Raw genomic sequence first — 22,148 nt, 5'->3', positions numbered from 1 at the left:
GCGGGGTCTTCCCTGGGCTTGGCCTGGATGTGGCCTGGTTTGGCTGTAGGATTGAAAGGGCACGTTGGCCTAGACCATCATTTCCTTCGTCGCGGTCAGTTTCAAGTCCGGATAGTCGCGCTCTACGCGATCAATGTCCCACTGAAGTCGCGTCAGATAGACGATGTCGCCATCATGATCGTTTGCGATGTGCTGTTTGTTTGCGGTGACGAATTTATCCAACGCCTGTTTGTCGCCGCTGACCCAACGCGCAGAGGTAAACTGCGAGGCTTCAAATCGCACTGGCAGCCCGTATTCCATTTCAATACGCGAGGCCAGGACCTCGAACTGCAGCTGGCCGACCACCCCGACGATGAAGCCTGAACCAATGGAAGGTTTGAAGACTTTGGCGGCGCCTTCTTCGGCAAATTGCATCAACGCTTTTTCCAGATGCTTGGCCTTCATCGGATCACCGGCCCGCACGCCTTGCAGCAATTCGGGGGCAAAGGACGGAATGCCGCTGACCCGCAGTGCTTCGCCCTCGGTCAGCGTATCGCCGATGCGCAGCTGGCCGTGGTTCGGGATGCCGATGATATCGCCTGCCCAGGCCTCTTCGGCCAATTCGCGGTCAGAGGCGAGGAACAGAACCGGGTTTGACACGGCCATCGGTTTTTTGGTGCGCACATGGGTCAGTTTCATGCCGCGTTTGAAATGCCCGGAGGCCAGCCGCACAAACGCCACGCGGTCGCGGTGTTTGGGGTCCATATTGGCCTGCACTTTGAAAACAAAGCCGGCCACTTTCTTTTCGTCTGGTGCGATCTGACGGGGATTTGCGGATTGGGGCTGCGGCTCGGGGCCATAGGTCGAAATCCCGTCCATCAGCTCTTTAACCCCAAAAGAGTTGATCGCGGAGCCGAACCAGATCGGCGTCATATGGCCTTCCAGCACGGATTGCGGGTCGAGTGCGGGCAACAGCTCGCGCGCCATTTCGACCTCTTCCAGCAGCTTTTCCAACAGATGTTCGGGCACGTGTTCCGCGAGCTTGGGATCATCCAATCCGTCAATCTGGATGCTCTCGGCAATCTTGTTGCGGTCCGCGCGGTCCATCAATTCCAGGCGATCGCGCAGCATGTCATAGCAGCCGATGAAATCGCGCCCAACCCCGATGGGCCAGCTGGCCGGGGTCACGTCGATCGCGAGGTTTTGCTGGATCTCGTCAATGATTTCGAAGGTATCGCGGCTTTCCCGGTCCATCTTGTTACAGAAGGTCAGGATCGGCAGGTCGCGCAGGCGGCAGACCTCAAACAGCTTCTGTGTCTGACTTTCCACGCCCTTTGCGCCGTCAATCACCATCACGGCCGCATCCACTGCGGTCAGTGTGCGATAGGTGTCTTCGGAAAAGTCGGAGTGACCGGGCGTGTCCACCAGGTTGAAGCGATAGTTCGCAAAGTCGAACGACATGGCCGATGCGGATACGGAAATACCGCGGTCTTTTTCCATCTGCATGAAGTCGGAGCGCGTCCGCCGTGCTTCACCCTTGGCGCGGACCTGACCGGCCATTTGGATCGCACCACCGTACAACAGGAATTTTTCGGTCAAGGTGGTCTTGCCGGCATCCGGGTGTGAGATGATCGCAAAGGTGCGGCGCCGGGCGATTTCAGCAGGCAGGTCGGGGCGGTTTGTGACGGTATCGAGCATGCCCGCGCGTATATCAGGAATGGGGGGCGAGGCAAGGAAAACAACGTCTTTGCCGGGCCAGGACAGGCCGCGGCGCAACTCTGCACGTCAAGCGGGCCATGTGGGAAGATCATGCAGGCGGGTAGCGCGCGGCGCTGTGCAAACATCGGACAGGCCGCCATGGCAAACAGGGATGTAAGATGGCCCGGAGGAGAACCTAGAGACTGGCGGCTGTTCTGTGGTCCTTTGTCTGTTGCTGCGGTCTAGCGGGCTTTGCCAGATCGGAGTTTGCTGTGCTCTCTGTCGTGTCGCCTGTCGTGCGCAGACCACTGGCGGTGCGGAAATGACCTGCGGCAATCTCGCTTCGCCGCTCCAACCAGCCGTTGGGCAGAACTGTGCGGGTCACCGGGGTCAACAGCAGGCTTTCTGCTGCGATGTGATCGGCAAAAACGATATGATGCCGGTTCAGCAACAGCATGAAATAGTCCACAAACCCGTTGTCAGCCTCGACAATGTCGATCCCATTGATCAGATCGCGGGCCCGGACCAGATATTTCGCAGGCCCCCGTTTGCGCAGATCGTCGCGATCATGCACCAGCAGGCGATGGTCGGGGCCAAAGATCACATCGCGCTCGTTGCATAGGGCTCCGGCGCGAACAAGAACCGGTTTCTCTGTTCCCACGCTTTGGCTGGTGGTCTGTCCGATCCAACGCACCTCTTGTGCGCCTGCGTCGCGTGTCAGCAGCCGGTCGCCTGGGCGAATGGTTTCGATGCGGCGCTGTGTGCCGTCGGCCAAGGTGATCTGTGTGCCACGGCTGAAGGCAACACAGGCCAGGCGGGCAAATCGCTCTGCCAGGCCCTCGCGGGTTTTGCCAATCAGGGTGTAACGTTGTCTTGGCACATGGGGCGTCAGCGGCAGCAGGTAGGTTTCTGCCACGCAGGTATCGTCTGTCAGTTCGACCAGAACCAGCGCCTCCATCACGCCGCCATCCGTGGCCATGAAGGTCACAAGACTGTCCAGCGCAATCGTCGCGCCAATCCTACCGGTTTTGCTGCCCTTGCAGATCTGCAGTGGCCCCGATCCATTACGCCCCAGCCGAATTGGCTGGCCCAGTGCGGTTGCGGTGAACTGATAGATGTCATCCAAGGCCAGATCATCATAAAGGCCAAGCCCGTCGCCGAGGTTAGCACCGCAGTCCACCCGCAGATCCTCAGCCTTGAACACGCGCAAAATCTGTACGGCAGAGGGCGGAGGGGAGATTGAGGAGACCATGGACACACCTGGAGACGTCGAAAACACGGCGCACGCGCCTAGTGTTTCGTATCGGCGGTGATTGTGGCGACAAGCGGACCGAAGCGGGGTCGTTTTGCGAACAGACCGCGGGCGATGTCCCACTGCGCATCATGTCACGGGGGGCGTCGTTTTTTCCTGCCGCCGTCTGGCCAAGCTGGCCCGAACCGTGCAAGGGTCTGGCAAACCCGGGAAACGCGCCAGCAAACGGCCGCGTGGTGGGTGACAAGATGGTTTTGTTTCGCAGCGGTTCGAATCGCTGGGACAGGCCCCGTGATAGAGATGGAGGATTGGCCATGGATTTGGGATTGGCAGGTAAGCGCGCGTTGGTTTGTGCCAGCAGCAAAGGTCTGGGGCTGGGCTGCGCAGAAGCGTTGGCCGAAGCTGGCGTCGATCTGATCATGAACGCCCGCGGCGAACAGGCGCTGGAGGCGTCTGCCGTAGCAATCAGAGATGCCTACGGTGTGAAGGTTGTGACCGTTGCTGCCGATATCACATCCGCGGACGGGCAAGCCGCGGTTATCGCCGCCGCCGAAGGGGTCGATATTTTGGTGAACAACGCGGGTGGCCCACCACCGGGCCTCTGGAGCGATTGGGACCGGGATGATTTCATCGCGGCTCTGGACGCCAACATGTTGGCGCCAATCGCCCTGATCAAAGCGCTGGTGCCCGCGATGATGGATCGCGGCTGGGGTCGGGTGGTAAACATCACGTCGCAATCGGTGAAAGCCCCGATCCCGGTGCTGGGCCTGTCCAATTCGGCCCGTGCAGGTCTGACAGGCTATGTGGCGGGCACCTCCCGTCAGGTTGCAGGGTCTGGTGTGACCATCAACAACCTGTTGCCCGGTATCCACGCCACGGATCGGGCGGTCTCACTTGATTCCGGCGTGTCCGCCGCACAGGGTATTTCCATGGAAGAGGCCAAGGCACAGCGCTGCGCAACCATTCCGGCAGGCCGCTATGGCACCCGCCAGGAATTTGGCGCGACCTGTGCGTTCCTGTGTTCGCAGCATGCCGGGTTCATTGTCGGGCAGAACATTCTGTTGGACGGTGGCGCAGTGAACGCAACCCTTTAAGGTTGACCCGTGGCATCCGGCTTTTCCTTGAAAGATCAGCTTTTCAACGGCGAGAAAGTCACATTTCTCGCCGGGCTTTTTGCGGCTGTTGAGCCGGGCTTTGATGCTGAGCGGTTCCACCGGGAGGTGATGGCCGAGCTGCCGCAGCTGGAGTTGAAGCAACGCATCAGCTTGATCGCGCAGGTGCTGGATCGCCATCTGCCGCAATCGTTTGATCAATTGAGTACTGTGCTGTTGGCGGCGCTGCCTGCGCCGCTGGATCCGGCAAAGTCTGATGATGATTTTGGCGATTTCATCTTTGCGCCCCTGGGTGAACTTGTGGGTTTGCGCGGGTTGGATACTGCGCCTAAGGCGTCCCTGGATCTCTTGGCGGAACTGACGAAGCGGTTTTCGATGGAATGGGCGGTGCGGCCGTTTCTGACCCGTTGGACAGATCTGACCTTGCGGCGAATGGAAACCTGGGCCGAGGACGACAACTATCACCTCCGCCGGTTGGTGAGCGAAGGCACGCGCCCACGTCTGCCCTGGGGGCAGTCGGTGCCTTTGCGGCTGGATCAGCCGCTGCCTTTGCTGGACAGGCTCTATCAGGATCCCACCCGCTATGTGATCCGATCGGTGGCCAACCATCTGAATGACATCACCAAAAAAGATCCCGATCTGGTGATGCAGCGGTTGCAGCAGTGGCGCGCCCAAGACCTGCGCGATCCGGCAGAGTTTGATTGGCTGACCGGGCACACATTGCGGGGGCTGGTCAAACAGGGCCACAGTGGCGCGATGGAAATGCTGGGCTATGACCCTGCGGCTCCGGTGACGGCGCATCTGCAGCTTGCGGCCTTGCCGGTCCGCATCGGACAAGCGCTGGAGTTTGAATGCCAGCTGAATGGCCCAGCTGGAACGCCCGTGCTGGTCGACTACCGGCTGCATTTCCAAAGACCGGGTGGGCGGTTGTCGACCAAAGTCTTCAAGCTGAAGCAAACGCGCCTAACGGGCGGCAACACCGAGCTGCGCAAACGCCACCCGCTGAAAGCGGATGCCAGCACCTTCACACTCCTGCCGGGACGCCACCGGCTCGATCTTCTGGTGAATGGCATTGAACGCGGCAGCCTGACCTTCGATTTGCTGGATCGGAGCACATGACCGACTGTCCCTGCTGTTCTTGGATGACAGGCTGTTTATGTCGCAGCATTCGGGTGCCTCTTGCCGCATCGATTTTTGATTGCTATGGCGCGGATCAACGGCGCATCTGCCGTTTGTCTGATGTCTTGCCACCTGTGAAAGTCCGGATATGAGCCAAACTTCGCCCCTGTCGGCGCCTGATGCAGGTCAGACCACGGCAGCCAACCGCCGCCCGCCGCGGTTGGAAATCCGCAATCTGTCCCGCAGTTTTGATGGCCGCACCGTTGTTGACAACGTGTCGCTGCAGATCGAAGCAGGGCAGGTGATGTGTCTGCTCGGCCCTTCTGGCTGTGGCAAATCCACGACGCTGCGGATGATCGCCGGTGTGGAAATGCAAAACGCGGGCGAGATCTATGTTGATGGCGAGTTGATCTGCGACACCGTGTTTCGTGTCCCGCCGGAGCGGCGAGAGATCGGGCTGATTTTCCAGGATTTTGCGCTGTTTCCGCATCTGAGCGTGGCGGACAATGTCGCCTTCGGCCTGAAGGGCAGCAAAGAACAGAAGCGCGCGCGCGTGGTTGAATTGCTCGACCGTGTGTCGCTGTCGCGTCATATTGATGCGTTCCCTCATCATCTGTCTGGTGGTGAACAGCAGCGCGTGGCCCTGGCGCGGGCACTGGCGCCGAAACCGCGCATCATGTTGATGGACGAGCCTTTTTCTGGTCTCGACAACCGGTTGCGTGATGGCATCCGGGATGAAACCCTGGCCTTGTTGAAAGAAGAAGACGCAGCCGTTCTGTTGGTGACCCATGAACCCGACGAAGCGCTGCGGATGGCGGATGAAATCGCATTGATGCGGGGCGGCTGCATCGTGCAACAGGGTGCGCCCTATACGGTCTACACCCATCCGGTTGATCGCGCTGCGGTGAGCTTTTTCAGTGATATCAACGTCCTGACCGCAACCGTACAGGATGAGGTCGCGCAGACGCCTTTTGGTGCGTTTGCAGCAACCGGCCAGGCCAATGGCAGCCAGGTCGATATCGTGTTTCGCCCGCAGCATGTGAAGATTGATTTCGATCGCTCGGGGCGCGGCCCCAATCCGACGGCGCAGGACGGCACGGCCGCCCGTGCCACCGTGCAGCGGGCACGGTTTTTGGGCAACGAAAGCCTGGTTGAATTCCGGATGGATTTTGACGACCGCGTGCTGAAAGTCACCGTTCCAAACGTGTTCCTGCCTGAACCCGGTCGAGTGATGTGGCTGGCGGTTCGGCGCGATCGCTGCTTTGTCTTTCCGGCAAAGACCTAGGATGAGCCGCGTCTATGGTGCCGCCTATTGGTCCGCTGTTTTTGTGGGACCAGAGGTGGGGTCATAGTCTTCCAGCCGTTTGCCCGGCTCGTCCACAAAGAGTTCGGGCAGCGCCTTGGCAATTTCGATCAGATCAACGCGAAACACCCGAAAATCCTCCCGCATTTCGCACCACCCGGTCAGGGTCCAGACACGCCCCCAGTATTCCATATGCAGGGGTCGAATGACCCGCTCGGTGAGGGTGCCATCAACGCGACGATAGGCAAGGTGCAGTTTCTGGCGCGCTTTGATTGCGGCGCGCAGCACTGGCATTTGGGAAAACCCGCGTGCTGCATCCGCAAAAGGGTAGACCGCAAATTTCCAGGCATCGGCCTCGGCAATTGTCTTCTCCGGCAAAACCGCATCAATTTTAGAGGCCAGTGAATCGGCGGCAGATTTCAATTCAGGGTCCGCCGCCTCTGCCACAATGGCCATACCGAGGTTCAACGCCTCCAGCTCTTGGGGTGTCAGGGTCAAAGGCGGCAGGCTGATTTGTTCCCGCACGAGATAGCCGACGCCGCGCTCCCCTTCGACCGGGATGCCAGAAGCGACCAGCGTGTCCATGTCACGATAGATCGTGCGCACAGACACCTCCAGTCGTTCGGCAATATCCTTTGCCTTATGGAGTTTTCCGTCTCTCAGGATCTGAATGATATCGAACAGGCGGTCGGTGCGGCGCATGGTGTAGCCTTGAAGGTCCGACCAACGAAGGTCAAGGCCCGTGGCGCCCAGCAGGCCGCCGTTGCCCCGGGTGCCACAGGGCACATGGGGTGAGCGCGGCCTACTGCGGCGCTGTCATGATAACACGTCTGGCTTAGCCCACGTCAGGAAGGGCGAGAACAACCGTTTCATGCCGCATATTTGCACTGTCCGGGGCAATCGCGGCAAAGATGTCAGGCGCAAAGGCTTGCTGTTCAAATGCGGCTGCGGCCTGCGCTGCGCTTTGGTGGTCGTGCCAGAGAACGTAGTCGGTCCATTGTCCGTCTGGTCCTTCGCTCAGCTGACGATGGCAGAACCCGGCTTGGTCTTTCACAAACGCCTCTGTCTGCTGCATCAGCGCGAGGAATGCCTCTCGCTTGATGGTGTCGCGCAATTTGAATGTCACGATCTCGGCTGTCTGTTTGTCCATCTCATGTCTCCTTTGGTTGGGATGGGTGAGATTTACCAAGGTGCAACTGACATAAACCTGTCAGTTGCGTGTCTAGCTGGTCCAAATCGCCCGGTTTTATTCATCTCAAGCTAGCAGAAACCCGGCTCAGCCCTTTGTGAGCGCCGGTGCCCGGCGTAAAACCAAGACAAACAACTTTACGGGTCTGCTACCTGCGACCCGCTGCAGAAGGAGACACTGCTCATGCTCAACAATATTGGTCTTCCGGGCCTGCTGCTCATCGCCGTTGTGGTTCTGGTTCTTTTTGGCCGTGGCAAGATTTCGTCCCTCATGGGTGAGGTCGGCAAAGGCATCACCGCCTTCAAGAAGGGCGTGAATGACGGTACCAAGGAGCTGGAAGAGGACGTCGACGCCGAAGCCGCGCGCGACATCACCCCGGCTGCTGACAAAGACAAGGCCTGAGACGCGGATGTTCGATCTCGGCTGGACCGAACTTCTGGTCATCGGGGTGGTGGCATTGATTGTTGTGGGGCCAAAGGACCTGCCGGTTCTGTTCCGCAACGTGGGTCGGTTTGTCGGCAAAGCCAAAGGCATGGCGCGTGAATTCAGTCGCGCGATGAACGACGCTGCCGATGAATCCGGGATGAAGGATGTCGCCCAGGGCTTCAAGGCTGCGGCCAATCCGATGAACACAGCCATGGATGGCGTCAAACAGGCGGCGCAGGACATGGCAAAGTCCATTGATCCGACCAAATACGAACCGGGCAGCGAGACTGAAAAACTCTCCGCCGAGCGGGCTGAGGCTGCCAAGAAGATCCAGGCCGCCACTGCACGCGCTGCGGCAGAGCGCAAAGCGCGCGAGGCGCAGGAAGCGCTTGCCAAAGCGGATGAGGCAGAGGCTGCGCTGACCCGAAAGGATGAGGCCCAATCATGAGCAAGACGGAGGAGATAGACGACTCAACCGCGCCGTTGATCGAACATCTGGCCGAGCTGCGCTCGCGCCTGATCCATTCTGTTATGGCCTTTATTGTCGGCATGGTGATTTGTTTCACCGTGGCCACGCCCATCTTCAACTTCTTGACCGCGCCGCTGTGTCAGGTGCTGGCCGAAGGGGGGCAAGACTGCGCCCTGATCTTCATCAGCCCACAGGAAGGTTTCTTTGTGGCGATCAAGATTTCATTCTTGGGCGGTTTCATTCTGGCATTTCCCTACATCGGCTTGCAGATGTGGCGGTTTGTGGCGCCGGGCCTTTACAAGAGTGAAAAGGGTGCGTTTCTGCCGTTCCTGGTTGCTTCGCCCTTCATGTTCCTGCTGGGCGCGAGCTTTGCGTTCTATGTCGTGACACCGCTGGCATATGATTTCTTCCTGGGCTTCCAGCAATTTGGTGCCTCTGGCGAGGCTGTGACCGGCGAAGAAGTGAACCAAGGGCTGAGCGTTGTGTTTCAGGGCTCCGCGCAGGAGTATCTGAACCTGACGATCAAGTTCATCGTGGCTTTCGGTTTGTGTTTCCAGCTGCCGGTGCTGCTGACCCTGATGGGTAAGGCCGGTTTGGTCAGTGCCGATGGCTTGGGCGCGGTGCGCAAGTATGCGGTTGTGGCGATTTTGGTCCTGGCTGCGCTGGTGACGCCACCGGATGTGATCACCCAGATCATTTTGTTTGTCGTGGTCTACGGGCTGTATGAGGTCTCCATTTTCCTTGTGCGCCGGGTCGAGGCCAAACGCGAAGCAAAGCTGCGGGCCGAGGGCTACTATGATGATGAGGATGGCCTTGATGCCCATCCAGAGGATGATCTGGCCGCTCTGGACAGCAAGGCAGACAACAAAGAGTGATCCGCTCTTCAGGTTTTGAATTGGAAAAGCGCGCTGTCCTGGCGCGCTTTTTCTTTGTGGGATGTTGCGAAATCGCTGCGCTCTGACTATTGAGCCGGGGAACGCAGGACCATTGCCCGTGCGGGCGTTTGATTGTCTTTTGCGCGCCAAACCGGAGATGACATCATGACCGACAGCAAACGCATTGTTCTTTCCAGCGATCACGCGGCGATTTCTTTGCGCCAGAGCGTGGCCGAACATATCGCCAAACAGGGCTGGGAGGTGGTCGACATCGGTCCAACCACGCCGGAAAGCACCCATTATCCGCTGCATGGTGCGGCTGCCGCCGAACGCGTGGCTTCCGGAGACTGTGCGTTGGGCATCATCCTGTGCGGCACCGGGCAGGGCATCATGATGGCCGCCAATAAGGTCAAGGGCATTCGCTGCGGCGTCTGCTCCGACACGTTCTCGGCTGCGATGATCCGTCAGCACAACAACGCCAACATGCTATCGATCGGCGCACGTGTGGTCGGCGAGGGGCTCGCGCTCGATATCGTGGATGCCTTCCTTGGCGCCGAGTTCGAAGGCGGTCGCCACGCCACCCGTGTGGACATGATCGAGCCATCCTGAGCCTCCGGGCATCTGCCGCCGCACTGATCTGCGGTTTCTGCCGCAAGCACATCGTAGAAAATCATAATTCTGGACCGCGCGGTGGCCTGCCGTGCGGTCCATTTGCGTTTTGCGGCTCCGGGTTCTTGCCCGTCCCAACAGAACGTGCTTTGTCGCGGTAAGACCCAGGTTCGAGACAGGGAGAGAACTGATGGATCAAGCCGCATTGACCCGTATCGCCGAAGCGCTTGAGCGGATGTCGCCTGCGCCTTTGGAGGCGCCTGATTTCTCTGCCGCGTCCGCCTTTGTCTGGCATGTCGGGCCGGACCGGTTGGAGCCGGTGCCGCAGGTCAGCCGCGTTGATCTGGACTTGTTGGTGGGTATTGACCGCGCGCGAGAGACACTGTTGGACAACACCCGCCGCTTTGCCGAAGGGTTTTCGGCCAACAACGCCCTGTTGTGGGGCGCGCGGGGGATGGGCAAATCCAGTCTGGTCAAAGCTATTCATGGCCGCCTGTCCGCCGAGCATTCGGATTTGAAGCTGGTGGAATTGCAACGCGAGGATCTGCCATCGGTTGCCAGATTGCTCAATCATCTGCGCTCCGCCTCGCAGCGGTTCCTGCTGTTTTGTGACGATCTGTCGTTTGGCCATGATGACCAGCATTACAAAAGCCTGAAAGCAGTCTTGGATGGTGGTATTGAGGGACGGCCAGAGAATGTGCTGTTTTATGCCACTTCCAATCGGCGTCATCTGATGCCACGGGACATGATCGAAAACGAACGCTCCAGCGCGATCAACCCATCCGAAGCGGTGGAGGAAAAGGTGTCGCTCTCCGATCGGTTCGGGCTGTGGCTTGGCTTTCATCCCTGTGATCAGGATGCGTATCTGTCGATGATTGCGGGCTACTGCGAGGCCTATCGCGTCGTGGTGGATGCCGAAACGCTGAAAGCTGAGGCCATCGAGTGGCAGGCTACGCGCGGGTCACGCTCTGGTCGTGTGGCCTGGCAGTTCTTTACTGATCTGGCGGGGCGGCATGGGGTTGCGCTGCGCTGATCCCGGTTGATCTGAACTATTCTGAAACATGACAACACCCGCCTGCGCCTGTTTGGCATCACGCGGGTGTTGGAAGCTGCTCACCTGCTGGAGGTCGTCTGCCCGAGGCCGGTCCTCGCAGCGTGATCACTGCAGATATGGCAGCGGGTCGACGCTCTCAAATCCGTTGCGCACTTCGAAATGCACATAGGCGGATGGATCGTCGCGCAGCGTGGCAATCGTCTGGCCGCGGGTGACACGATCTCCTTTGTTGACGGCGATGTTGTCCACATTGGCATAGACCGTCAGCAGCTTGGCATCGTGGCGCACAACGATGATCGGGACATCGTTTGAATCCTTGGTGATGGCGGCCACGGTGCCTGCGTCGGCGGATTTCACTGCGCTGCCCGGTGCGGCTGCGATATCGATGCCATCATTCTTGCCCTTGGCATAAGTGCGGGTGATCTTTCCCTGAACCGGGTAGATCATGGCCGCTTCGCTGCTGCGTGTGGGTGTTGGCACATCCACTGTGGGCACTTCTTTGGGAATCTCTGCGGCGGCCACCACGGTTTCCTGTGGCAGCGGTTTTGTCGCGCTTGGCGGTGTTGGGGTTGTGCTGCCTTCACCGGGGGCGGTGACACTGACCTCGTTGTCGCGGGTGGCCGTGTTTCTGGCCGGGGCGCTTTGATCTTTCAGGGGGATCAGCAGATATTGCCCCTCGCGGATCGCAAAATCACTGCCGAGGCCGTTCCAATCCGCCAGGGATTTCACCGGCACCTGATAGAGGCGTGAGATGGTGTAGGCGGTTTCACCCCGTTTGACTTTGTGGCGCACGGGTTCGGGCCCATCCTGGACCTTTGGTGCAGCTGCGGCAGTTTGCGCGGGTTTTGGCGCAACGGTTGATCCCGCGCCCGGCGTCAGCGGTTTTGTGCTGATGTCCGACTGGGATGAGCCATCTGTTGCCGATGAGGGCGCATTGTCGATCGCCTGGCCCGCGAGCGATGCGATGTCCACGCCGCCATTGTTGATCTGGCGGGGCTGTTCTGGTGCGGAGGAATTCGGCGCGCGGCGGGGTAGGGCGATGATCTCGCCCTGGCGCAGCGGATCGCCGGCCGCGATCCCGTTGAAGCGCGACAGCTCTCCGACGGGCAGGTCAATCCGCTCTGCCACAGAGGCCAGCGTATCCCCACGGCGCGCAACAGCGACCTGGTAGGACGGATAGGTGATCAACCCGCGGCTATCGGGTTTGGGGCGGCTCACCGTGGCGGTTTGGGCAGCTTCAGTGGTGTTGAACGCACCGATCTGGCCCCGCAAATCGTAATCGAGTGGCCCCTCACAAGCCGCGAGAACAGCCAGCAATGGCACGGCAATCGCGGCCCGGCGGAAGGGGGAATGGTGTGCGGTAAACTTCATTGTTGCTCTCCTCGGAACTCTGGTCCTGCATTGCTTCTCCCCTTGTCCCAGGGGTTTTGCAGCCGCCATCTAGATCAGTCCCTAGATGGGTCGGCAGGAGCGGTGGGGCAAGTACCCCTCCCTTACGTGTCTTTGCCAATTCCCTCAAGGAGGGGAACAAAACGCACTGGGCGCAATTCATCGTATTGCAGGCCGGTTTCGGTCTTTTGGACGCGGATCAGGGTCTGGACGGCGTCCGATTGGCCCACAGGCACCACCATGATACCGCCGGTCTTCAACTGCGCCAAGAGCGGACCAGGCGGATCCTCCGCCGCGGCGGTCACGATAATGCGGTCAAAGGGGGCCTGTTCGGGCAAACCATGGCTGCCATCACCAACCATCGAGGTGACATTGGGCAGATGCAGCTGTTCAAAGACCTGCCGGGCCTCGCGCACCAGCCGGGCATGGCGGTCGATGGTGTAGACGCGGCGCGCCAGCTTGCTGAGGATTGCCGCCTGATAGCCTGATCCCGTGCCCACCTCCATCACCGTATCGCGTGGGGAGATCTGCAAAGCCTGGGTCATCAGACCGACAACAGACGGCTGTGAGATGGTCTGCCCGCAGGCAATCGGCAGTGGCGTATCCTCATAGGCACGCTCGGCAAAGAGGCCGCGGACAAAATGCCCGCGGTCAATCTGTTCCATTGCATCCAGCACCAGCGGGTCCGTCACCCCACGGGAGCGCAGCGCAAAAAGGAACTGCATTTTGGTTTCGGCAGAAGGGGCGGTCATTCGATCCCCGTCAGGTGGTCCATGGCATCTGTTGCCGTCAGATCCGCGCGCATCGGCGTGATCGAGATATAGCCGTCCAGATTGTTCGCCGCATCGGTGCCTGCTTCGGTTGCGACCTGTTGGTCACCACCCCGGATCCACAGATAGCGGCGGCCATTGGGGGACAATTGTTCCTGCGCCGAAAAATGGCTGCCTTTGCGAAAGCCCTGGCGAGAGATGCGACGACCCTTCACGTCGGCTGCGGGCACAGGGGGGAAGTTGATGTTGTAAAACAGGCGGTAGTCCGATGGGTTCTCTGGCGATGCTGCAAGGATTGACTGGATCAAATCCGCGCCGTGATGTGCGGCTGCTTCATAGGGGACATCGCTGTTTGCATTTCTCGGCCCCAAGTATTGCGACAGTCCCATTGCCGGAATGCCCTGCAACGCGGCCTCCATCGCACCACCCAAGGTGCCGGAATATAGTACATTTTCTGCCGAGTTGTTGCCCCGATTCACGCCCGACAGCACCAGATCGGGTGGGTTGTCTTTCATCACCACATGCAGCCCGGCCAAGACGCAATCCGCAGGCGAGCCTTCGGCGGCGAAGCGGCGCTCCCCCAGCTGGCTCAGCATGAAGGGGCGGGTGTAGCTGATGCAATGGCCAACGCCGGATTGTTCAAACGCGGGCGCGACTGTCCAGACCTCACCGTCGGGGCCTGCAACCTCGGCAGCGATCTGCTCCAGAACTGCCAGCCCTGCGGCGCTGATGCCGTCGTCATTGGTGATCAGAATGCGCATTGCCTTGCCCCCTCATGGCCCTGTGCGATCCAGACGGGCCCCTGTTGTTCCGATGAATGCGACCTGAATATGTGGCAGGGGGAATTGGGGCAAGTCTTTCCCAGTGCTGGGGCGAAAGACAAAGACTGGCGGTGGAACATGGCGGCATAGCTGCCACAGGTGGGGCGCCCACGCGCCCCGCGTGCTGTCAGGATGGGCACAGGCTTCACCGCCGACCTGCCCGACAATTTGGGGAGGGCAGGTCGTAGGTTAGAGTAGGTCCGGATAGACCGGGGTTGCCGATGTCAGTCTGCAGTTCCCAGGATCTGGGGCAACAGGCGCGCGGCCTCATCCTTGGGGCCCGCCAATGCCTCACGATCCTCACCCGGGAAGAAGCGGCCGCGCAGGGCGGTCGACATCGGTGCGGGTTCAAGGATCTCCACACGGGGTCCAGTTTTTTCGGTTTCAACCTGCCAGCTGTGGGCCAACGCCATTTGCGCTGCTTTGGTCGCGCCATAGGTGCCGAAGAATTTGTCGCCGGCGCGTTTGTCGTCAAAGAAAACCGCTTTGCCTGATTGTCCGAGCAGCGGCGCGACATAGGGGATCAGAACGGATGTGGCGGTTGCATTGACAGCCAGCGATTTGGCCCAGTCCTTGGCGGCGACAAAATTGGCCGGGCTGAGCGGGGCTGCGTGGATCGCGGTGTGCAGCCACAGATCCAGCTGTCCCCAGCGGTCGTGAATGCCACGGCACAGGGTGGCCATGGCGTCTGGCACGGTGATGTCCATTGGCGCCAGCGTCGCTGAGCCACCGGCCGCTTTGATCCGATCGTCCAGTTCCTCCAGCGCGCCGGTGGTGCGGGCGACGGCCACGATGTGGTGGGTCGGGGCCAGCGCCTCTGCCAAAGCCGCGCCCAGGCCGCGAGAGGCCCCAGTGATAAGAGCAAGTTTCTGTGTCATGGCCGTCTTGTGCGGTGCCCGGCGGCTTGGGTCAAGAGCGGAAGCGCGCCCGCAGGCGTGGTTGGGTATGTGTCGCAGGTAGGGAGGCGGGCACAGGGAGGGACACGGGAGAGGGGAGACGTGGGTGCGCGTGGTCAGCGCCCTGGCATCGTCAGACGGGAGGATTCGCCACGGCGGTGCAAAATGAGCCCCTGGTGATCGATGGCGATCACTTCAGAACCAGATACGCGGCTGCCCAATTGCACAATGCGGGTGCGCCCGCTGGGCAGGCGGACCATCGCATTCATGCGGGTGCTTTCGCCAAACAGCCCCAGCAGGCTGATGTCGCCTTTGGGCAGCGCGTCAGTTTGGGTGGCGTGATGCGCCACATTTGCAGGTGTGCGATCTTTGCGGTTGATGGATGTCATTGGGTTTGAAACGTCTCTTCTGTTTCGCTGTGACTGCGCGGGGCGTGCGCGGCTTTATGGGGACAACGCGGGGAGTGACAGTGCAAAGCGCATGGGCCGCGCAATGCAGGCAAAGCCTCGCTTGTCAGGGTGGAAGGGGCGGCATCAGATTGCCGAATGCCACGATGCTGGGGTGTGCGAATAGCGCGCACCCTCTTGACGTCGCAGATGTGCCACGGCGTCTGCGCAGGCCATGGTCTGGCCTGTTCTGGGTTAGGAGTCGTAGACCAAAGACGGCAGATCGTGGCCGTAGGCAAACAATAGGCTCAATAGCTCTTCAAGGTTGGCGCCGATCATCTGCAAATTATAGAGCGGGTTTTGCGGATCAGAGATCTGCAGGTCTGGGTATTGTCCCTCGGGGCGCATATGCAGCATGGCGGCAACCGCAGGGGCCCCCTCGGGTGGGATGGCATTTGCCAGTTCGGCCCGCTGGCTGCCCAGCTCTTCGGCATCGCCCATTTCGAAGCGCTCCAGAAAGGCGTCGAAATCGCTCTGCTCCAGCCGTGCCCAGGTGCCGAGGATGAACTCCTCGCCGCGGGCATCGGTCAGCGGGATCGCCAGCACAGCACGGATGAACCGCAACTCACCCAGGCGGCAGAAATCCTCGGTCAGGATATCTCCCTTTTCAGCGTTCAGCGCAGAATTGTCCTGCACCAGCAAATCATCGGGGCAAATATCAGGACGGTCGCAGCTGAGGCTGAGCAACTGGGCAAATGTCGCCCCACAGCAGCGGCATTGACGCTGTGAGCTGAGCATACGGGCGAGATGAGGATCCAATGGGCGGCCTTTCCGCTGAGGCAATAGGGCACAGAAAAAGGCGCTGATCCGCTGATCGGCGCCTTTCCTGAGTCGATCTGATGTGACTGCGCTCTTACTCTGCCGCGCTCTTCATTTCAAACCCTTGATCCACCATATCGGCCGGAACCACGGGATATTCGCCGGAGAAGCAGGCGTCACAATACTGCGGGCAGTCGGCATTGCGGCCTTCCACCTGACCGACAGCGCGATAAAGCCCGTCCAGCGAGATGAATTTCAGACTGTCGACCGCCAGATGCTGGGCCATTTCGCTTTCGGACATGGTCGCTGCCAGCAGCTTGTCGCGGTCTGGCGTGTCGACACCGTAGAAACAGGGCCAAGCCGTCGGAGGGGAGGCGATGCGGAAATGGACCTCTTTGGCGCCCGCATCCAGGATCATCTCCTTGATTTTGCGCGACGTGGTGCCCCGCACAACAGAATCGTCAACGAGGATGACCCGTTTGCCTTCGATCAGAGCGCGGTTGACGTTTAGTTTCAGACGCACGCCCATGTTGCGGATCTGCTCTGTCGGCTCGATGAAGGTCCGTCCCATGTATTGGTTGCGAATGATCCCCATCGCGTATGGGATGCCCGATTCCAGCGAATAGCCAATGGCAGCAGGTGTGCCACTGTCGGGCACCGGACAAACCAGATCGGCTTCGACCGGGTTTTCTTTGGCCAGCTCACGCCCGATGGCTTCGCGGGTCTCATAGACAGAACGCCCGCCCAGAATTGAATCAGGACGGGAGAAATAGACATGCTCAAAGATGCAGAACTTGGAAGGTTGCTGGCGGAACGGAAACAGGCTTTCGATCCCGTCGCTGGTGATCACCACCATTTCCCCCGGTTCGATCTCTCGCACAAAATCGGCACCGATGATGTCCAGCGCGCAGGTTTCAGAGCTGAGCGCATAGCCATCCCCGATCTTACCCAGAACCAGCGGGCGAACACCCAGCGGGTCTCTGACGCCGATCAGCTTGGTCCGGGTCATGGCAACAACAGAGAACGCACCCTCGACGCGGCGCAGGGCATCTTCCATCCGTTCTGGAATGTTGCGCTGCAGTGAGCGGGCCATCAGGTGGATGATGCATTCACTGTCAGATGAGCTTTGAAAAATCGAGCCCCGTTCAATCAGTTCACGGCGCAGGGCATTGGCGTTTGTGATGTTGCCATTATGCGCGATGGCCGCGCCGCCCATGGCAAATTCACCAAAAAACGGCTGCACGTCGCGGATCGCGGTCTGGCCTTTGCTGCCCGCAGTGGAGTAGCGCACATGGCCAATCCCGATGGGGCCCGGCAGGGCAGACATAACATCCTGAGAGGTAAAGTTGTCGCGGACATAGCCAAACCGGCGGGCGCTCTGGAACCCTTCGACCGGGTCATGGGTCACAATACCGCCGGCCTCCTGTCCTCGGTGCTGCAACGCGTGCAGGCCGAGTGCGACGAAATTGGCAGCGTCCTTGACGCCGACGACGCCGAAAACGCCACATTCTTCGCGCAGCTTGTCATCATCAAACGGGTGGGCGGGGGGCATTTGCGGCATCGGCAAGGCGGTTTGGCTCCGAATCCGGTTTTGAGGATGCCCTGCACATAGTGCCTTTGACCCGATATGTCACCTAAGGATAACAGTTTCACGTCAGAAGGATGAAAAAACCGCGCTCTGGTTGTGCTGGGGTGATCCGGGGTGTCGGATCTGACGCTGCACTCCATGAGAGGTCGGGTTGAACACGCGCGCAGCAGGCCGAGGCTCAACAGTTGGGATATGTACGGTATGTGGTGGCAGTCGTGTGCGCTGCCGCCGGTATCATGCCGCCAGAAGGCCACGCAGCATGTCGAAGGCAGAGACCATGTCATCCTGATCGTCGGTTGCGTTTTCGTCGGTGCCTGCAACCTCTGCCAGCGATTGGCCGTTTTCTTCGGCCAGGATTTCGCGGGTTTCGATCAGGGACAGATCGCAGAAGGCCGACTCGCCGCCGTTGTCAGCAGGCACATGGATCAGCATGCCGCATTCGGCCCAGATCATTTCTTCTTCTTCAAAGGTCAGGAAAATCCGCGCCATCTTGTCTGGCAGGGCGCTGGTGATGCCGTTGTGGCCCACCAGGGAAATCGCCTTGGTCATGGCGGTTGGCACGTCAAAGCGCTGCTCAATGCTGGCCAGTTCCAGACCAACCTTCTGGTCTGCAGGCAACAGCAGGTCGTTGTCATTGCCCAATGCGCCTGCTGGCACATGCACCAATGGCGTCAGGCGCGGAACAGCGTGCTTCACGGATTTGACTTCCTGCGCACCGCCATCAAGCGTGTAGACCATGTCGCCTGGTTTGATGTGGCGCGCCTGAACGAACCCACGGTCTGTTTCGACCATCATATGCGGCACCAGCCCACCATTGCGCGGACGCGGACGGCTGCGCGGCGCTGCGGTTGTCTGCACAGAAGGAAAGTCCAGCAGCAGACCAACAGGCTGACAATCGGCGAATGATGTCGAATGATCCAGCAGCATGGCGATGTCCTTCTAAACGAGTGGGTGACGTTCTGTCTGACACCAATGTGCGCTGCGAATTGGGACGGAAATGGGGCAAGCTTTGGGCCGAATGAGACAAACCAGGGGTTTTCGGGGGATAATCCTGCCCAATTTGCCCGATTGGACCCGATATTGCGAAAAAATCACAGGATTTGTTAACTCTTTTGGGTCTTCGCACCGCTCTTCGTGTCTTCGGGAAGCCCCGAAATAAGACCGTCTAGATCCGATTCTTATTGGTTAATAAAGCGTTAATAAGGCTTTTTCATGTTAATCAGTGTTAATGCGCAGGCGGAGGCGCAAGTGCACCTGTTTGTTGAATTTTCACAAGTGTCTCGGCTGAGATTTCCCAGCTGCGGTGCGCCTTCGCGCCGCTTTGACCGGCCGCTGTTGCCTAACAGGACTTCTGTTTTGCGAGTTGTGTTTGCACTGCCTAAACCGGCACGGCCGTCGCCTGGCACCCGAGGGTCACAATAAAAAGAGCGCCCCAAAGGGCGCTCGATCACATCTGGCTCTGACCCGATAAGGGGCAGGGATCAGCGGTTGCAGGCGCTGATCAGCGTTTCATATTGGCTGGTGACCCAACCAAGCGCATCTTCCGGGTTGCGCTCTTCGATCTTGCCAATCATCCGTTCAAACACGACTGCGGATCGGCTGTCATCAACGATGGTAAAGCTCTGACCCGTCATCACAACGTTATAGAGGAAGAAGGAAATCGCAACGAGCAGGATGCCCCGCAGCACCCCAAAGAAGAAGCCGATGCCCTGATCCAACCCGCCAAGGGCAGAACGCTGTACCAGCGAGGCAAACAGCGGTGTGAAGAAAGACACCACAATCAAGGCGATGGCAAAAACGGCGGCAAATGCGGCGATAATAGACAGTTCACAGCTGTCAGCGATGAATTCGCCGATCACCGGGATCTCCGCCATCAGCGGCTCTACCTGTGGTGCGAAAAGAAACGCAAGCACCGCCGCAGCAATCCATCCGGCAATTGCCATAGCCTCGCGGACAAAACCGCGTGAATAGGCCAAAAGCGCTGATACAACGATGACCAGGGCCACAACCCCGTCGATAATGGTGAAACCTTCCATGTCCCTCGCCCGTTAACCTGCGGTCCGTATTTTATGCGGCACTAGCCGGCGCCGAAGTAGTCTCCGACAAATCCCGCCAAATCGGAGGCCTGACGCTGCGCCAGCCCTTCGATCGATACGGATTTGCCGCCACCCGGTGCTATAGCAGCCGTGAAACCAAGTTTTTGCGCTTCTTTCAACCGGTTTTCCGTCTGAGGTGCGGGTCGAAGGGCTCCTGAGAGCGATATTTCTCCAAATACCACCGTATCGCGTGGCAGGGCGGTGTCTTCTCGCGCACTCAGCAGCGCAGCGGCAACCGCAAGATCAGCCGCCGGTTCCGAGATCTTCATGCCTCCCGCGACATTCAAATAAACATCCAAGCCCGCAAACGGGATCCCACAGCGGGCCTCAAGCACCGCAAGGATCATAGCAAGGCGCGAGCTGTCCCATCCCACAACGGCGCGTCTGGGCTGTGAATGCGGGGATGGCGCCACAAGGGCCTGCATCTCCACCAACACGGGCCGCGTGCCTTCGATGCCGGAAAACACCACGGATCCCGGTGATGGGTTGCCGCGTTCTGACAGGAACAGAGCCGAGGGGTTCACCACCTCGCTCAGGCCGCCGCCGGTCATTTCAAACACACCAATCTCGTCAGCAGGACCAAAGCGGTTTTTCACCGCCCGTAAAATGCGGAATTGGTGGCCGCGCTCGCCTTCGAAATAGAGCACGGTATCGACCATATGTTCCACCACGCGCGGCCCTGCGATTTGGCCCTCCTTGGTGACATGGCCGACCATGATGATCGAAATCCCGTTGGTTTTGGCGAAGGTCGTCAATTCATGCGCTGCGGCGCGCACCTGGCTGACAGAACCGGGGGCGCTGTCAACGTGATCGGCCCACATGGTCTGGATAGAATCGATGATGGCGAGTTGTGGTTTTTCCGCCTCCAGCGTGGTCAGGATGTCGCGCAGATTTGTTTCAGCGGCCAGTTTCACAGGCGCCTTTGCCAGGCCAAGCCGCTGTGCGCGCATCCGAACCTGAGCGCTGGCCTCTTCGCCGCTGACATAGATCGTCTTCAGGCCACTATGGGCAAACTGCGCAGCCGCCTGCAGCAGGAGGGTGGATTTGCCGATCCCGGGATCGCCGCCCACAAGAATGGCCGAGGCAGGCACCAGCCCGCCGCCAAGGACACGGTCCAGCTCGCCAACACCACAGCAGGTACGTGGCGGCGGTGTCTCTTCGGTCGCCAGATCACTCAAGGGGATGGTCTTGCCCCGCCGCATGCCAAGAGACTTGGAGGCAGGACCGCCCTTGGAGAGGCCTTTGTCTTCGGTGATGCTGTTCCATTCACCGCAACCATCGCAGCGCCCGGACCATTTTGAGAAAGAGGCTCCGCACGCAGAGCAGGAATAGGTTGTTTTTGCCATGGGGCTGATCTTGCAGATGTTTCCGGTTTGTTCAAGAGTGCGCGTTGACGCGAATGTCAGATGCGAGGCTCTGCCTCGCGCTCCGGGATATTTATGGCAAGAGGAAAACAGCCCACTCTTCCTCTTGCCCCAAAAATCCCGGGGGAGGCCGCAGGCCGGGGGCAGCGCCCCCACTATGGGGTTTGTTTATTTATGGTTTCGCTCACCAGCGATAGACATAGCGAGGCTATAATGCAGGCCGAAAACAGGTAGAGACCCCAGGCAGGTTCAATGGTGGCATAGCCAATGCCTTTCACCAGTGTAATGTAGAGCGCGATCAGAAAGATATCTGCCATCGCAAGTTTGCCGAGGACATGCAAAACGGGGTGAAGCCTGGGATCCAGCAGTTGCCACTGCACCAGCGCAAGACCAATGGTTTTGAGGTAGGGCGCAAAGATCGCAAAGACGGTGACGATCAACGCCAGCACCTCGTCACTGCCCCAAAGGGACTGCAGGCCTGTGATCACTGAAATCTCGTTCAGCCCAAAAATCGGCAACAATCCTGCCCGTATCAAGGGCGTAAACCACGCGACAGGGTAGAGGATCAGCAAAGATAGGGTGAGGAGGCGGAGGGTCATGGCGGCTCGTTTTCATGCAATTCCGCCCAGATTTGGGTTTTCCGAACCAGATTGGAAAGGGGAAAACTCCGTGAACCTTTCCTGCTGAGGCTTCTATGGCCTTGTGAAGGAAGCCTCCGGCGGGAGTATTTGGGGAAGGTGAAAAGGGGGACAACGCTTCCTACCATAAGCGGTCTTCGCATACTGGTTTTGCGGGGATGCTTGCAGCGTAGCCCATTGTGGGCGGGGCGGCAATGAGGAGGAGGACAAACGCATCATTCAGGCTCGGGCGCAGCTTGTTGCGAAACGCTTGGGCAGCGCAGTCAAGCATGGTGTTGGTGAACAGCAGCACAAAA

The 22,148-nt window shown here is 59.5% G+C and carries 23 protein-coding genes; 8 read left to right on the top strand and 15 right to left on the bottom strand.

Features of this window, described 5'->3' with window-relative positions:
- Window positions 1-69 precede the first annotated feature (69 nt).
- Complete coding sequence (locus tag Q0C28_RS02990; RefSeq protein WP_293573162.1) at window positions 70-1,677, bottom strand: peptide chain release factor 3; 1,608 nt, start codon at window positions 1,675-1,677, stop codon at window positions 70-72.
- Window positions 1,678-1,873: 196 nt separating this feature from the next.
- On the bottom strand, window positions 1,874-2,929 hold the full coding sequence (locus tag Q0C28_RS02985) for a Hint domain-containing protein (protein ID WP_293573161.1): 1,056 nt from the start codon (window positions 2,927-2,929) through the stop codon (window positions 1,874-1,876).
- Window positions 2,930-3,243: 314 nt separating this feature from the next.
- Between Q0C28_RS02985 and Q0C28_RS02980 the strand changes: the two genes are divergently transcribed.
- The 3 genes from Q0C28_RS02980 to Q0C28_RS02970 all read left to right on the top strand — a co-directional run bounded on the left by Q0C28_RS02980 (window position 3,244) and on the right by Q0C28_RS02970 (window position 6,445).
- Window positions 3,244-4,023, top strand: coding sequence for an SDR family oxidoreductase (locus Q0C28_RS02980; protein WP_293573160.1), 780 nt, complete (start codon window positions 3,244-3,246; stop codon window positions 4,021-4,023).
- Between the two features lie 9 nt (window positions 4,024-4,032).
- Window positions 4,033-5,160 carry a hypothetical protein gene (locus Q0C28_RS02975; RefSeq protein ID WP_293573159.1) on the top strand — a complete coding sequence of 376 codons (1,128 nt, stop codon included), beginning with the start codon at window positions 4,033-4,035 and terminating at the stop codon, window positions 5,158-5,160.
- A 148-nt stretch (window positions 5,161-5,308) separates the two neighbouring features.
- Window positions 5,309-6,445: an ABC transporter ATP-binding protein gene (locus Q0C28_RS02970; RefSeq protein ID WP_293573158.1), complete on the top strand. Its 1,137-nt coding sequence runs from the start codon at window positions 5,309-5,311 to the stop codon at window positions 6,443-6,445.
- 24 nt (window positions 6,446-6,469) lie between these two features.
- On the opposite strand, the gene Q0C28_RS02965 is transcribed toward Q0C28_RS02970, so the two are convergent.
- Window positions 6,470-7,165, bottom strand: coding sequence for a YafY family protein (locus Q0C28_RS02965; RefSeq protein ID WP_293573157.1), 696 nt, complete (start codon window positions 7,163-7,165; stop codon window positions 6,470-6,472).
- Window positions 7,166-7,298: 133 nt separating this feature from the next.
- Window positions 7,299-7,613, bottom strand: coding sequence for a hypothetical protein (locus Q0C28_RS02960; protein ID WP_293573156.1), 315 nt, complete (start codon window positions 7,611-7,613; stop codon window positions 7,299-7,301).
- Window positions 7,614-7,835: 222 nt separating this feature from the next.
- Between Q0C28_RS02960 and Q0C28_RS02955 the strand changes: the two genes are divergently transcribed.
- The 5 genes from Q0C28_RS02955 (at window position 7,836) to Q0C28_RS02935 (ending at window position 11,064) form a co-directional block, all read left to right on the top strand.
- Window positions 7,836-8,054, top strand: coding sequence for a twin-arginine translocase TatA/TatE family subunit (locus tag Q0C28_RS02955; protein ID WP_293573155.1), 219 nt, complete (start codon window positions 7,836-7,838; stop codon window positions 8,052-8,054).
- A 7-nt stretch (window positions 8,055-8,061) separates the two neighbouring features.
- Window positions 8,062-8,526, top strand: coding sequence for a Sec-independent protein translocase protein TatB (tatB, locus tag Q0C28_RS02950; RefSeq protein WP_293573154.1), 465 nt, complete (start codon window positions 8,062-8,064; stop codon window positions 8,524-8,526).
- On the top strand, window positions 8,523-9,422 hold the full coding sequence (tatC, locus tag Q0C28_RS02945; RefSeq protein ID WP_293573153.1) for a twin-arginine translocase subunit TatC: 900 nt from the start codon (window positions 8,523-8,525) through the stop codon (window positions 9,420-9,422). The genes tatB and tatC overlap by 4 nt, the downstream gene beginning before the upstream one ends.
- Window positions 9,423-9,587: 165 nt before the next feature.
- Entirely contained in the window at window positions 9,588-10,031 is a 444-nt protein-coding gene (gene rpiB / locus Q0C28_RS02940) for a ribose 5-phosphate isomerase B (RefSeq protein WP_293573152.1), read from the top strand.
- 190 nt (window positions 10,032-10,221) lie between these two features.
- Entirely contained in the window at window positions 10,222-11,064 is an 843-nt protein-coding gene (locus Q0C28_RS02935; RefSeq protein WP_293573151.1) for an ATP-binding protein, read from the top strand.
- Window positions 11,065-11,190: 126 nt separating this feature from the next.
- Here the strand turns inward: Q0C28_RS02935 and Q0C28_RS02930 are convergent, their stop codons facing one another.
- The 11 genes from Q0C28_RS02930 to Q0C28_RS02880 form a co-directional block, all read right to left on the bottom strand.
- Complete coding sequence (locus tag Q0C28_RS02930; RefSeq protein WP_293573150.1) at window positions 11,191-12,456, bottom strand: peptidoglycan DD-metalloendopeptidase family protein; 1,266 nt, start codon at window positions 12,454-12,456, stop codon at window positions 11,191-11,193.
- 122 nt (window positions 12,457-12,578) lie between these two features.
- Window positions 12,579-13,226 (bottom strand): protein-L-isoaspartate(D-aspartate) O-methyltransferase, encoded by a 648-nt coding sequence (locus Q0C28_RS02925; protein ID WP_293573149.1) that lies wholly within the window; start codon window positions 13,224-13,226, stop codon window positions 12,579-12,581.
- On the bottom strand, window positions 13,223-14,005 hold the full coding sequence (gene surE, locus Q0C28_RS02920; RefSeq protein WP_293573148.1) for a 5'/3'-nucleotidase SurE: 783 nt from the start codon (window positions 14,003-14,005) through the stop codon (window positions 13,223-13,225). The genes Q0C28_RS02925 and surE overlap by 4 nt, the downstream gene beginning before the upstream one ends.
- A gap of 284 nt (window positions 14,006-14,289) precedes the next feature.
- Entirely contained in the window at window positions 14,290-14,943 is a 654-nt protein-coding gene (locus tag Q0C28_RS02915; protein ID WP_293573147.1) for an SDR family NAD(P)-dependent oxidoreductase, read from the bottom strand.
- 134 nt (window positions 14,944-15,077) lie between these two features.
- The gene (locus Q0C28_RS02910) at window positions 15,078-15,350 is read right to left on the bottom strand and encodes a hypothetical protein (protein WP_293573146.1); all 273 of its coding nucleotides are present in this window, start codon (window positions 15,348-15,350) and stop codon (window positions 15,078-15,080) included.
- A gap of 252 nt (window positions 15,351-15,602) precedes the next feature.
- The gene (locus tag Q0C28_RS02905; RefSeq protein ID WP_293573230.1) at window positions 15,603-16,145 is read right to left on the bottom strand and encodes a DUF2199 domain-containing protein; all 543 of its coding nucleotides are present in this window, start codon (window positions 16,143-16,145) and stop codon (window positions 15,603-15,605) included.
- 115 nt (window positions 16,146-16,260) lie between these two features.
- Entirely contained in the window at window positions 16,261-17,727 is a 1,467-nt protein-coding gene (gene purF / locus Q0C28_RS02900; protein WP_293573145.1) for an amidophosphoribosyltransferase, read from the bottom strand.
- A 261-nt stretch (window positions 17,728-17,988) separates the two neighbouring features.
- Entirely contained in the window at window positions 17,989-18,681 is a 693-nt protein-coding gene (locus Q0C28_RS02895; protein WP_293573144.1) for a Hint domain-containing protein, read from the bottom strand.
- Window positions 18,682-19,235: 554 nt separating this feature from the next.
- Window positions 19,236-19,790, bottom strand: a complete 555-nt coding sequence (locus Q0C28_RS02890) for a CvpA family protein (protein ID WP_293573143.1) — start codon at window positions 19,788-19,790, stop codon at window positions 19,236-19,238.
- A 41-nt stretch (window positions 19,791-19,831) separates the two neighbouring features.
- Window positions 19,832-21,196 carry a DNA repair protein RadA gene (gene radA / locus Q0C28_RS02885; protein WP_293573142.1) on the bottom strand — a complete coding sequence of 455 codons (1,365 nt, stop codon included), beginning with the start codon at window positions 21,194-21,196 and terminating at the stop codon, window positions 19,832-19,834.
- 173 nt (window positions 21,197-21,369) lie between these two features.
- Window positions 21,370-21,813 carry a paraquat-inducible protein A gene (locus tag Q0C28_RS02880; RefSeq protein ID WP_293573141.1) on the bottom strand — a complete coding sequence of 148 codons (444 nt, stop codon included), beginning with the start codon at window positions 21,811-21,813 and terminating at the stop codon, window positions 21,370-21,372.
- Between the last annotated feature and the right edge of the window lie 335 nt (window positions 21,814-22,148).

It is taken from the genome of Phaeobacter sp. (genome assembly GCF_022825805.1).
Classification (GTDB): domain Bacteria; phylum Pseudomonadota; class Alphaproteobacteria; order Rhodobacterales; family Rhodobacteraceae; genus Phaeobacter.
Note: the sequence above shows the minus strand (reverse complement) of the source record. Positions and strands in the feature narration are given on the sequence as shown.